Annotated in this window: 10 protein-coding genes; 6 read left to right on the top strand and 4 right to left on the bottom strand. The window is 71.1% G+C overall.

What is annotated here, in order from left to right:
• The first annotated feature begins 119 nt into the window (after positions 1–119).
• A complete protein-coding gene (locus JMF97_RS05270) occupies positions 120–974 on the top strand; it encodes a helix-turn-helix domain-containing protein (protein ID WP_203220493.1) in 855 nt (284 codons plus the stop codon).
• A gap of 136 nt (positions 975–1,110) precedes the next feature.
• On the opposite strand, the gene JMF97_RS05265 is transcribed toward JMF97_RS05270, so the two are convergent.
• A complete protein-coding gene (locus JMF97_RS05265) occupies positions 1,111–1,404 on the bottom strand; it encodes an antibiotic biosynthesis monooxygenase family protein (RefSeq protein ID WP_203220492.1) in 294 nt (97 codons plus the stop codon).
• A 244-nt stretch (positions 1,405–1,648) separates the two neighbouring features.
• On the opposite strand from JMF97_RS05265, the gene JMF97_RS05260 reads away from it, so the two are divergent.
• Positions 1,649–2,647, top strand: a complete 999-nt coding sequence (locus JMF97_RS05260; protein WP_203220882.1) for a TerC family protein — start codon at positions 1,649–1,651, stop codon at positions 2,645–2,647.
• A 22-nt stretch (positions 2,648–2,669) separates the two neighbouring features.
• On the opposite strand, the gene JMF97_RS05255 is transcribed toward JMF97_RS05260, so the two are convergent.
• The gene (locus tag JMF97_RS05255) at positions 2,670–3,545 is read right to left on the bottom strand and encodes a serine hydrolase (protein WP_203220491.1); all 876 of its coding nucleotides are present in this window, start codon (positions 3,543–3,545) and stop codon (positions 2,670–2,672) included.
• A gap of 82 nt (positions 3,546–3,627) precedes the next feature.
• Positions 3,628–5,496: a translational GTPase TypA gene (gene typA / locus JMF97_RS05250; protein ID WP_203220490.1), complete on the bottom strand. Its 1,869-nt coding sequence runs from the start codon at positions 5,494–5,496 to the stop codon at positions 3,628–3,630.
• A 130-nt stretch (positions 5,497–5,626) separates the two neighbouring features.
• Here typA and JMF97_RS05245 point away from each other — a divergent pair, with 130 nt between their 5' ends.
• Complete coding sequence (locus JMF97_RS05245; protein WP_203220489.1) at positions 5,627–7,018, top strand: DedA family protein; 1,392 nt, start codon at positions 5,627–5,629, stop codon at positions 7,016–7,018.
• 43 nt (positions 7,019–7,061) lie between these two features.
• Positions 7,062–7,952, top strand: a complete 891-nt coding sequence (locus tag JMF97_RS05240; RefSeq protein WP_203220488.1) for a lytic transglycosylase domain-containing protein — start codon at positions 7,062–7,064, stop codon at positions 7,950–7,952.
• Here the strand turns inward: JMF97_RS05240 and JMF97_RS05235 are convergent.
• Entirely contained in the window at positions 7,946–10,033 is a 2,088-nt protein-coding gene (locus JMF97_RS05235) for an MMPL family transporter (protein WP_203220487.1), read from the bottom strand. The genes JMF97_RS05240 and JMF97_RS05235 overlap by 7 nt on opposite strands.
• 204 nt (positions 10,034–10,237) lie before the next feature.
• On the opposite strand from JMF97_RS05235, the gene JMF97_RS05230 reads away from it, so the two are divergent.
• Positions 10,238–10,756, top strand: coding sequence for a MarR family winged helix-turn-helix transcriptional regulator (locus tag JMF97_RS05230; protein ID WP_203220881.1), 519 nt, complete (start codon positions 10,238–10,240; stop codon positions 10,754–10,756).
• Positions 10,757–10,760: 4 nt separating this feature from the next.
• Positions 10,761–12,437 carry a CocE/NonD family hydrolase gene (locus JMF97_RS05225; protein ID WP_203220486.1) on the top strand — a complete coding sequence of 559 codons (1,677 nt, stop codon included), beginning with the start codon at positions 10,761–10,763 and terminating at the stop codon, positions 12,435–12,437.
• The last annotated feature ends 20 nt before the right edge of the window (positions 12,438–12,457 follow it).

The raw sequence follows: 12,457 nt of genomic DNA, 5'->3' as shown, positions 1-12,457 counted from the left end.
CCGGGCCGACGGCACTCTTCTCGGCGAAAGCTGTTCCGGCCGGGGAGAGTAGCGGAATGCGAGCATCCTATTGCGCTGGGTGATCGTCGTGCGTACTCTCCCTGCGTGGGGAGGCGGGAATGCCGTTGCCAACGAGTCCGGTCATTCGACGAGCGCGGCTCGGAGCCGAGCTGCGACAGCTGCGGCGACGAGAGACATTGACACTGGAACAGGTGTGTGACCGGCTCGGTTGGGCATCCACTTCCAAGCTGTCCCGCATCGAGTTGGGGCAGAGCCGCCCCGATCTGGCCGACGTGCTGGATCTGCTCGACGTCTACCAGGTGCCGCCGTCGCAACGCGATGCGTTGATCGTCATCGCCCGCGACGCCGCGACCAGCCGTGGCTGGTGGAAGGCGCTGGGCGAGATGGGGGAGCGGCAGCGCACCTACGCCGAGCTCGAAGCCGGCGCGGCGGGCATAGTGGAATACCAGCCCTGCGTCGTACCGGGTCTACTGCAGACCTCGGCGTACGCCCGCCTGCGCATCGTCGCCGGTCAGCTCATCGATCCCCAGGTGGATGTGGAGGCCGATCTGCGGGCCCGGGCGGCCCGGCACGCGGTGCTGCGTCGGGTCGAGCCGCCGCGCTACACGGCGCTGATCACCGAGGTGGCCTGCGCGCCGGCCTGTGATCCCGACGAGGTCTGGCGTGGTCAACTGCGCCACCTGCTCGACCTGACCGAGTTGCCGCACGTGACGATCCGGCTGCTGCCGAGCGGGGCCGGGGCCGGGCCGCTGCCGCTGACTCCGTTCTCCTGCTACTCCTTTCCCGACCCGGCGGATCCTCGGACGGTGATGCTGGAGGCGCTGACCACGGACGTGCGGTTGACCACCGCGACCGACGTCGACCGGTACGAGCGGGTGACGCAGCAACTGCTGGAAGCGGCGTTGCCGGAGAAGGAGACGGCACGGGTGCTGGCCGGCTGGCTCGACGGGTGAGCTGGGTGCGTCGGCACCTCGCCCGGCGCCCCCGTAGCCGTCGGGAGTGGTGCCGACGCGAGGCGCAGGATAAGCGAGGGATACGACAAAATCCCGACGCCTGAGGTCGGCGTCGGGATCGGTGGTACCGGCGAGGTCAGGCCGGCACGTCCACGAAGTGCTCGACTCGGGGCGGGCTGGCGAAGTACGGGCCGATCAACTCCCGCCACCGGACGAACCTTTCGCTGGCCCGGAAGTTCTCCTCGTGCGCCTGGACCGAGTCCCATTCGACAAGCAGCACGAAGCGGGAGGGCGATTCGACACCCCGGGTCATCCGTACCGAGCGGCAACCGGGGGTGCCGGCCAGCACGGGATGTCCCTCGGCGTACGCGGCGGCGAAGGCGTCTTCCTGGCCGGGTACCACGTCGATCAGCGCGACCTCAAGAACCATGCCGGCAGCCTGCCATGGCGGGACGTGCCTCGGTGGGCGACCGCCCCGATTCTCACACCCCGGTCAGGCGCGGCGAATTACACCTAGCCTCCTAGGAAGCCTAGGGTGGGTGACCGAGGGCAACCCCGAGGCGGCACCGCTCGACGATCGATGGTTGTCGTACGCCAGAATGGTCGGCGCTCGGCCCCGTCTCCGGCGAGGCGTGCATGTGCCGGTTGCTGGGTCTGCCAGGAGGATGAGACTGTTGGACGTGTCCGGACTCGTGTGGGCGATCACGCTCGTCGCGCTGACCGCGGTGCTCCTGGTGGATCTGTTCATCATCGGGCGTCGACCGCATGAGCCGAGCGTGCGTGAGTCGAGCCTCTGGGTTGCCTTCTACGTGGGACTGGCCCTGCTCTTCGGCGTCGGGCTCTGGCTCACCGCCGGGGGCAGCGTGGCCGGGCAGTTCTACACCGGCTGGCTGACCGAGTACAGCCTCTCGGTGGACAACCTCTTCGTTTTCATGATCATCATGGCCCGTTTCGCGGTGCCCCGGCAGTACCAACAGAAGGTGCTGCTCGTCGGCATCGTGCTGGCGCTGATCATGCGAGGCGGCTTCATCGCGCTGGGCGCGGCGCTGATCTCACAGTTCAGCTGGGTCTTCTACATCTTCGGCGCGTTCCTCATCTACACCGCGATCAACCTGGCCCGGCAGGGCGAGTCGGCCGAGGACGAGTTCCAGGAGAACGTGCTGATCCGGTGGAGCCGGCGCGCGCTGCCGATCTCCCGGGGCTACGACGCCGCGCGGCTGACCACCCGCGAGCAGGGCCGACGGATGTTCACCCCGATGCTCATCGTCATGATCGCGATCGGGACGACCGACCTGCTCTTCGCGCTGGACTCGATTCCGGCGATCTTCGGCATCACCCACGAGCCGTACCTCGTCTTCACCGCCAACGTCTTCGCGTTGATGGGGCTGCGGCAGCTGTACTTCCTGCTCGGAGGACTGCTGAACCGCCTGATCTACCTGAGCTACGGCCTGGCCGTGGTGCTCGGGTTCATCGGGGTCAAGCTCATCCTGGAGGCGCTGGCGGAGAACTCGTTGTTCTTCCTCAACGGTGGGGAGCCGGTGGGTTGGGCGCCGCACATCCCGATCTGGCTGTCCCTGCTGGCGATCGTGGGCATCCTGGCCGTGGCGACGGTGGCCAGCCTGGTGAAGTCGTCGCGGGACCGGCGACGGGATCTCACCGGGGCGGGACGCTGAGGCGAGGCCGCGCCGGCGGGGCTCAGCGCGGGTCGGCCGTGGTGAGGTCGTGGCGAGCCTGCCAGACCTGCGCCGAGATGTCGGCGACCAGTTCGCGGGCGTCGGCGTCGGTGTCCTGGCTGCGCTGGTCGTCGTCGAGCGGGGTGGTGGTGCAGACGACGAGCAGGTACGGGGCGGCGTCGTCGGGGAAGACCACGGCGGCACCGTGCCGGACCCCGCGTACCCAGCCGTTCTTGTGAGCCAGCCGGGTGCCGGCAGGCAGCCCTTCGGCGATGTCCTGCCGGATCTGCTGCCCGCTGAGCACGTCGAGCATCGTCGCGCAGCCGGCCGGTGAGGCGATGGGTCCGGGCCGGGTGACGCCGGTGGCGACGGCGTCGAGCAGGGCGGCCAGGTCGGCGGCGGTGACCAGGTTGCTGATCCCGGCCTCCCGGGCGGCGAAGTCCTCGATGCCCCGCCGGGTGACACTGTGCCGGGCGCCGACGCGCGCCCAGACCTCCGCCACGGCGGGCAGTCCGACGTGCTCGATGAGCAGGTTCGTGGCGAGGTTGCTGGATCGTACGATCATCCGCTCGGCGAGCCACCGCAGCGGCACCCGCTGCCCGAGTCGATCCCACACCTCGGTGTCGTTGTCGTACGCCGGGGCGCAGGAGAAGGGGGCGGCGCCCGCGCGGGCCGAGGTGAACAGGTTGGTCACCTCGACCGGGGTGTCCAGGTCCGGGCCGTCGGTCTCCGCCGTGTGGTGCACCGCGGCGAGCACGGCCAGTTTCATCGTGCTCGCCGCGTAGTGGGTGACCTCGGTGTGCCGGGTCCAGGTGGGCGGCGCGTCGAGCCGACCCGCGTACACCGAGATCGTCCCGGGCACCTCATCGAGTCGCGCGTCCAACCCGTCGAAGATCACCCGCCGAGGGTAACGGAAAGGAAGGGCCCCTTCTTACCGTCTGGTGAGGTGAAGGGGCCCCTTCTTAACATCCGCGCGAGGGTCAGCCGGCGTGCTTGCGGCGGGCGGTGGCGCGGGCCCGCTGGGTCTGGTCGAGGGTCACCTTGCGGATGCGTACGGCGGCCGGGGTGACCTCGACGCACTCGTCCTCGCGGCAGAACTCCAGGGCCTGCTCCAGCGACAGCTTGCGCGGCGGGATCAGCTTCTCGGTCTCGTCGGCGGTCGACGAGCGCATGTTGGTGAGCTTCTTCTCCTTGGTGATGTTGACGTCCATGTCGTCGGAGCGGGAGTTCTCCCCGACGATCATGCCCTCGTACACCTCGGTGCCGGGCTCGACGAAGAGCTGGCCGCGTTCCTGGAGGTTGGTCATCGCGAACGCGGTGACGTTGCCGGCCCGGTCGGCGACCAGCGAGCCGTTGTTACGGGTACGCAGCTCGCCGAACCAGGGCTCGTAGGACTCGAAGACGTGGTGCAGGATGCCGGTGCCCCGGGTCTCGGTGAGGAACTCGGTGCGGAAGCCGATCAGGCCGCGCGCCGGGACCAGCCACTCCATCCGGATCCAGCCGGTGCCGTGGTTGACCAGCTGCTCCATCCGGCCCTTGCGGGTGGCCAGCAGCTGGGTGATCGCGCCGAGGTACTCGTCGGGGGCGTCGATGGTCAGCCGCTCCACCGGCTCACAGGTCTTGCCGTCGATCTCCCGGGTCACCACCTGGGGCTTGCCGACGGTGAGCTCGTAGGACTCGCGGCGCATCTGCTCGACCAGGATGGCCAGCGCCAGCTCGCCTCGGCCCTGCACCTCCCAGGCGTCGGGGCGTTCGGTGGGCAGCACCCGCAGCGAGACGTTGCCGACGAGCTCCTTGTCCAGGCGGTCCTTGACCATCCGGGCGGTGACCTTGGCGCCCTTGACCCGACCGACAAGCGGTGAGGTGTTGGTGCCGATGGTCATCGAGATGGCCGGCTCGTCGACGGTGATCAACGGCAGCGGCTGCGGGTTCTCCGCGTCGGCCAGGGTCTCGCCGATCATGATCTCGGGAATGCCGGCGACGGCGATGATGTCGCCCGGCCCGGCCGAGTCGGCGGGCTTGCGCTCCAGGCCCTCGGTCATCAGCATCTCGGAGATGCGAACTCGCTGGGTGCTGCCGTCGGTGCGGCACCAGGCCACGGTCTGGCCCTTGGCGATGGTGCCCTGCCGGACCCGGCACAGCGCCAGCCGGCCGAGGAACGGGGAGGCGTCGAGGTTGGTGACGTGGGCCTGCAGCGGCGCCTGCTCGTCGTACGCGGGCGGCGGGATGGTGTCCAGCAGGGTACGGAACAGCGGCTCCAGGCTGGTGCTGTCCTGCGGCACGGAACCGTCGGCGGGCTGGGTCAGCGAGGCGATGCCGTCGCGGGCGCAGGCGTAGACGATCGGGAAGTCGATCTGCGCCTCGTCGGCGTCGAGGTCGAGGAAGAGTTCGTACGCCTCGTCGACGACCTCTTTGATCCGGGCGTCCGGACGGTCCACCTTGTTGATCACCAGGATGATCGGCATGCGGGCCTTGAGGGCCTTGCGGAGCACGAACCGGGTCTGCGGCAGCGGGCCCTCGCTGGCGTCGACCAGCAGCACCACCCCGTCGACCATGGTCAACCCGCGTTCCACCTCGCCACCGAAGTCGGCGTGACCGGGGGTGTCGATGATGTTGATGGTGACCGGGTCGGAGCCGTCGGCGGGCAGGTAGCGCACGCCGGTGTTCTTGGCCAGGATGGTGATGCCTTTTTCTCGTTCGAGGTCCATCGAGTCCATCACCCGCTCGGTCACCTCGCCCCGGGCGCCGTAGGCGCCGGCCTGCCGCAACATGGCGTCGACCAGGGTGGTCTTGCCGTGGTCGACGTGAGCGATGATGGCGACGTTGCGGAGGTCGGTGCGAAGCTGCATGAGTTCCATCCTCCCGCCTGTGCGGACGAGATGCCGCGTCGGGGTCGCCGATGGGCGAGTGCGCTGCGCCACATGTCGGTGCTGTCACACTGACGGGGCAGCCTTGCTGAGGTGACCCCGGGGGGCCGGCGTGCATGAACTGCTGAGTTCGGTGCAACACCTGCCGTCCTGGTTGATCTACGTGGTGGCGGCGCTGGTGGTCGCGGCGGAGACCGCGGTGATCGTCGGGCTGGTCGCTCCCGGTGAGGCCACCCTGCTGCTCGTCGGTTTCCTCGCGTACACCGGCACTCTCCGGCTCGGTCCGGCGCTGCTGGTGATGATTCTCGCGGCCACGGTGGGGGACGCGGTGGCGTTTCGCGCCGGTCGCCGGTACGGGCCTCGGCTGCGGGCCAGCCGGTGGGGCGCCCGGGTGGGGCCGCACCGCTGGGCGCGGGCCGACGCGATGGTGGCGCGGATGGGCGGCCGGGGAGTCTTCACCGCGCGGTGGGTGGCCTTCGCCCGTACGTTGGTGCCTCGGCTCGCCGGGGCGGCGGGCATGCCGTACCGGCGGTTCGCGCCGTGGAACCTGGCCGGGGTGATCACCTGGGTCGGCGCGTCGGTGCTGGCGGGCCGGTTGGCGGGCGAGTCGTACCAGACGGTGTCCCGGCTGCTGGGCCAGGCGACCGGGGCGTTCCTGGCCCTGGTGGCGGCGCTGGTGGCGGTGGTGCTGGCGGGCCGGTGGCTGGGCCGCAACCCCGACCCGGTGCGGGCGCTGCTGAAACGTGCCGCCCGGCTGCCGCCGGTGCGCTGGCTGTCGGCCCGGTACGGGCTGCTGTTCTTCCTGCTCAGCATGCGGTTCGGGCCGACCTGGGCGTTGCTGGCCAACCTGACCGCCGGGGTGGGGCTGCTGTTCCTGGTCGCGTTGGCGGTCGCCGGGACGATGCGGGCGGCGGTACGGCACAGCGGCCTGGCCCTGGTCGACGGCGTGATCGGCGGGTGGTTCGCGGCACGTCGGACGCCCGACGCGGTGGAGGTGACGCAGTTCGCCGTCTCGGTGCTGCGCGGCTCGGTGCTGATCGTGCTGGTGGCCGTGGTCGCCGCGGTGCAGGCCTGGCGGCACCGGCCGTGGCAGGCCGACCTGCTCAGCGTGGTCGGCACGATCGGCGCGTTCGTGCCGCTGGTGGTCCTGGCGGTGGTGACCGAGCTGGCCGCCGACGGCCGGGTGGCGCACTTCTCCACGCAGAGCGCGGTGGTGACGGCCAGCCTGTGCATGCTGGCCTGGCTGCTGTCCCGCGAGGCACGGTGGCCGGTCGCGGTGGCGCTGTGGACCACCGCCGTGGCCGGCGTGGTCGGCATCGGTGGCGCCCGCCTCTACCTGGGACTGAGTACGGCCAGCGGCACCGTCGCCGCGGTGTTGCTGGGTGCGGCGTGGACGGCCGTGTTCATGGTCGCCTGGGCCACCCGGGACCGTGCCCTGGCCGCCGGCAACGCCCCCGGACGCCGTCGGCGCGGCAGGCGAGGGGACCACCTCGCCGATCGCTAGCTGTTAGGGTGCGGCGGTTCGTCGCTGCCGGAGGGGGATCGACATGGGACGCAACGTCGGCCGTTTCACCGTGGCGCTGGTTGCCGGCCTGCTGCTGGTCACCGGGGGTGCATGCGCCAGGGTGGACACTCCGGCCGCGGAGTTGCCCGCCCCGGTCGCCCTGCCCGAGGAGGAGACGCAGCCGTCGAGCGAGTCGGCCGAGCCGAGCCCGACGCCCGAGGCGGTGGAGTCGATGGGGGCCGCGCCGAAGGTCAGCCGCAGCCCCAGCGCGAGTCCCAAGGCCTCCGCCTCGCCGAAGCCGTCGCCGAAGCCCAAGCGCACCAGCACCGCGCCGCGCGCCGTGCCGAAGCCGCCGACGGAGACGAAGGTGCCGCCAGCGCCGCCCAAGCCCGCGCCGAGCAGCTGCAAGCCCAGCTACAAGGGTGACCAGGCGAGTCGGGCGCAGGCCAAGGCCGCGCTGACCGAAGCCGCGGGTCGGGTGTACTGGCCGACGTCGGCGCCGGACATCCGGGTCCCGGTGAACCTGATCAAGGCGACGGCGTGGCAGGAGAGCGGCTGGCAGTCCAACATCGTCGCCTGCGACGGCGGCATCGGCCTGATGCAGGTGATGCCGGACACCGCGACCTGGATGAACCAGCGGTTCGGCCAGAACTACGACGTGTGGGACTACCGGGACAACGCCTACCTGGGTGGCACCTACCTGGCCTGGCTGACCAAGTACATCGGCGACATGTACTTCGACGCCGACTACCGGCTCGACACCGACCTGTGCACCAGCGAGCTGAACTCCTGCCTGCTCAACGCGGTCATCGCCGCCTACAACTACGGTCACGGCGCGGTAGCTCGGGAGGGGCAGCCGTTGGCCATCCCCAACCCGAGCTACGTACGCAACGTGCGAGCCCTGATGACGGAGTGCGTCTGCCTGGGCTACTGAGCCTGCTCGGGGGTGATCCGACCGGGCCACCAGAACCGCTCGCCGAGCAGGAACGCCAGGGCCGGGACGACGACCGTACGCACCAGCAGGGTGTCCAGCAGCACGCCGAGGCAGACGATGATGCCGATCTGGGTCAGGGTGATCAGCGGCAGCACCCCGAGGACGGCGAAGACCGCCGCGAGCAGGATGCCGGCGCTGGTGATCACCCCGCCGGTGACCCGCAGCGCGGAGAGCATGCCCTTGCGGGTGCCGGTGCTGCGGGCGTCCTCCCGGGCCCGGGTGACCAGGAAGATGTTGTAGTCGACCCCGAGCGCGACGAGGAACACGAAGGCGAGCAGCGGCACGCCGGTGTCCATCGCCGGGAAGTCGAAGATGTGCTCGAAGATCAGCCACGCCCCGCCGAGGCTGGCGAAGTACGAGGCGACGACGGTGGCGACCAGCAGCACCGGGGCGAGCAGGCCGCGTAGCAGCAGGACCAGCACCGCGCCGACGAGCAGCAGGATGAGCGGCAGGATGAGGCGCAGGTCCTTGGCGTCGGCGGCGGCGGAGTCGTACCGGCCGGCGACGGTGCCACCGACGACCGCTCCGGACGGTTGGTCGACCCCGGCGGTGGCGGGCGGCGCCGAGTTGTCGACGGCCCCGACGGTGTCCCGGAGCTGCTCCAGGGTGCGGTTGGCGGCGGCGGTGCCCGGCTCGGCGTCGAGCACCACGTCGACCTGGGCCACGTCGGCGCCGGCGGGACCGGGCCGGGCGGAGGCCACTCCCGGCACCTCGGCGGCGGCCGCGGTGACCGCCGGCACGGCACCGGGGTTGGTCATCACCGCGAGCGGCTGGGTGGTGCCGGCGGGGAAGGCGCCGGCGAGGGTCTGCGCCCCGGCCACCGCCTCCGGCTTCACCCGGAACTGCTCGGTCTCCGACAGCCCGGTGCGGATGCCGAGGCCACCGAGGGCGAGCCCGGCGAGCAGCAGGGTGGCGAGCACCGCGACGGGAACCGGGCGACGGATCACGGCGGCACCGAGCCGGCCCCAGATCCGGCCCTCCCGGCCGACGCTGCCGACGGTCGGCACGAACGGCCAGAACAGGCGGCGGCCGAGCAGCACCAGCGCGGCGGGCAGCACCAGCAGGGCCGAGGCCATGGCGAGCAGGATGCCGGTGGCGCAGGCCACGGCGAGCGCACGGTTCGTCTCCTGCTGGCTCAACAACAGCGTGAGTACGCCGAGCATCACGGTGCCGCCGCTGGCCAGGATCGGTTCGGCGGTACGGCGCAGGGCGGCGCGCATCGCCGCGAAGCGGTCCTCCTCGCGGCGCAGTTCCTCCCGGTAGCGGGCGATCAGCAGCAGCGCGTAGTTGGTGGCGGCACCGAAGACGAGAACGCTGGCGATGCCGGTGACGGCGCCACCGGCGAAGTTGATGCCGACCGCCGGGATGATCGTTTCGAGCGCGCGCAGGGTGATCTGTTCGGTGGCGGCCACGATGACCAGGGGAACCAGCCACAGCACCGGACTGCGGTAGGTGATCAGCAGCAGTACGGCGACGACGGCGGCGGTGAACGCGAGCAGGGTGACGTCGGCGCCCTCGAAGACCTTGGTCAGGTCGGCGGTGAAGGCGGGCGGGCCGGTCACCTGGACGGTCAGGTCCCCGGGGAATTCGGCGAGTTCGGCGCGCACCTGGGCCACCCGTTCGGCGACCGCCTCCTGCCCTCCGGTGGCGTCCAGCGGTACGGCGACCAGGGCCACCGTGTTGTCGGGGGACAGCTGCGGCGGGGCGACCTGGCCGCCGGCGGCGAGCCGACTGAGGCTGCTGGTGTCGGCGGTGATCGCCGCACGGTCCGCCTCGCTCAGCGGTGCGCCGTCGTCGCGGCTGACCACCACGACGGCCGGCTGGACGCCGCTGGCGGGCAGCTCCCGTTGCAGGCGCTCGACCTGGGTGGACTGCCACTGCTCGGACAGACCGGTGGCGGAGACCGGTGCCGGGTTGCTGGGAATGGGTAGCCCGAAGACGGCCACGCCGACGAGGACGGCCACGGCCACGGTGAGCCAGGCGGTCCGGCGGCTGCGGGCGACGCGGGTGAACAGAGACATGCTCGGCGCTCCGGTCGTTGGAATCGGCCCGGCTCCCGCCGAGGGAGCCGATAGTTTGATTGTCGAGATTCTTGCTTATCAAGAAACAACGCGCAACAGCTCTCCGTTGTCAAGTATCTTGACTGTCGAGAGATATAACACCCTGGGCTATGCTGCGCATCCGGGGACCTCGGGAGGAAGCGGCGGGACGTGGCAGGGCACGGGATGTACCGGCGGCGTGACACCCGACGGGAGATGTTGGTCGCGGAGATCACCGCCGAGCTGCGGCGCTACTGCGTGGACGCGCAGCACGTCGGGCACGCCTTCGCCGGCCAGCACGGCCTCAACGGCACCGACCTGCAGGCGTTGATCGCGGTGATGGACGCCGAGTTGTCGGGTGAGCCGATCACTCCCGGCCGGCTCGCTGAACATCTGGACCTCTCCTCCGGCTCCGTCACCGCGCTGATCGACCGGTTGGAGCGGGCCGGGCACCTGCGGCGTGACCGGGACACCACCGACCGGCGCAAGGTGCTGCTGCACTACGCGGAGCAGGGCGCCACCGTCGCCCGGGACTTCTTCCGCCCGCTCGGTGAGCGTACCGACGGGGTGATGGACGAGTTCCAGGACGAGGAACTTGAGGTCGTGTACCGGTTCATCACGGCGATGGGCCAGTCCCTGCGGGAGCACCGCGACGCGATCCGCGACGGCCGGGTCACGCCGCCGCCGCGGCACCGGGCGGGTTGAGCCCGTGCTGGATCGGGTGGCGTCCCGGCTCGCCGTGGCCGCGTTGCGGCTGCCCCGGGCGCGTACCCGAAGGATCACCGTCCGCCGCGACATCGCGCTGCGGGTCCGCGACGGGGTGATCCTGCGTACCGACCACTACGCGCCCGACCTGCCGGACGCGCCCACCATGCTGATCCGTACCCCGTACGGCCGGGGCGGGCCGATGCGGCTGCTCTGCCGGCTCGCCGCCGAGCAGGGATTCCACGTGGTCATCCAGTCGTGTCGCGGCACCGACGGCTCCGGCGGCACCTTCGATCCGTTCGTGCACGAGCGCGAGGACGGGCTGGACACTCTCGACTGGCTGCGCCGGCAGCGGTGGTGGAGCGGCGCGTTCGGCATGTTCGGCGCGAGCTACCAGGGTTTCGTGCAGTGGGCGCTGGCCGCCGACGCGGGCGAGGAGCTGCGGGCCATGGTCGCCGTGGCCACCGCGTCGACCACCCGTGACTCCACGTACGCCGGGGAGTCGTTCGCCCTGGACACCGTGCTGACCTGGGTGGAGTTGCTGCAGGCGCAGACCGTGCCCTGGCTGGCCCGGCAGTGGGAACTCAAGCGGGGGCAGCCGCGACTGGCCGCCGCGCTGTCCCACCTGCCCCTGGTCGAGGCCGACCGGGTCGCCACCGGGGTCACCGTGCCGTTCTTCCAGCAGTGGCTGCGCCACCACACCCCGCAGGCGGACTACTGGCGCAGCCGCGTCTTCGATGACCGGCTGCACCTGGTCCAGGCGCCGGTGGCGATGGTCAGCGGCTGGCACGACATCTTCCTCCCCGCCCAACTGCGCGACTACGCCGCGCTGCGCGCCCTCGGTGCCCGCCCGCGTCTGATCATCGGCCCGTGGACCCACGGCAGCCCCGGCCTGTTCATCGCGGCACTGCGCGAGGGACTCGACTGGCTCGGCACCCACCTGCCCACCACCGCCACCGCCCAGCCCACCCCTCCGGCGGACGGGCCAGTGCGGATACATGTGGGTGGTGACGGGGGCGGTTGGCGCGATCTGCCGGACTGGCCGCCGCCGGCCCAGGCCACCCGGTGGTACCTGCACCCACAATCGGCGCTGCGCACCGCTGCGCCGGTGCCGTCACCGCCGGACGGATTCTGGTACGACCCGGCCGACCCGACGCCCTCGCTCGGTGGTCCGCTGCTGGTGGCCCAACGGTCCGGGCCGGTGGACAACCGGCCCGTCGAGGCGCGACCCGACGTGCTGACCTGGACCAGCGAGTCGTTGACCGGCCCGCTGGAGGTGATCGGGCCGGTGCAGGCGGACATTCACGTACGCAGCGACCTCGAACACTTCGACGTCTTCGTGCGACTGTGCGATGTCGACCGCCGGGGTCGGTCCTGGAACATCTGCGACGGGCTGGTCCGGATCGATCCGCGGCGCTTCCGGGTCGACGGCTCCGGCGCGGTGGCGGTCACCGTACCGATGTGGCCGGTCGCCCACCGCTTCGCCGCCGGGCACCGGCTACGGCTTCAGCTCTCCGGCGGTGCCCACCCCCGGTACGTCCGCAACCCCGGCACCGGTGAACCACTCGGCACGGCGATTACCCTTCGTGGCGGCTTTCGGGAGATTCTGCACGACCCGGAGCGGCCGTCCGCAGTGGTCCTGCCGGTCGTCCACTCTGGCTCTCAGCTTGCTCCAAGCTGAAACAAAGCCCCTCTGAGCTG

Origin of the sequence: Micromonospora fiedleri (assembly GCF_016774385.1) — a bacterium.
GTDB classification, from domain to species: Bacteria; Actinomycetota; Actinomycetes; order Mycobacteriales; family Micromonosporaceae; genus Micromonospora; species Micromonospora gifhornensis.
This window is presented reverse-complemented; position numbering and strand designations above follow the sequence as displayed.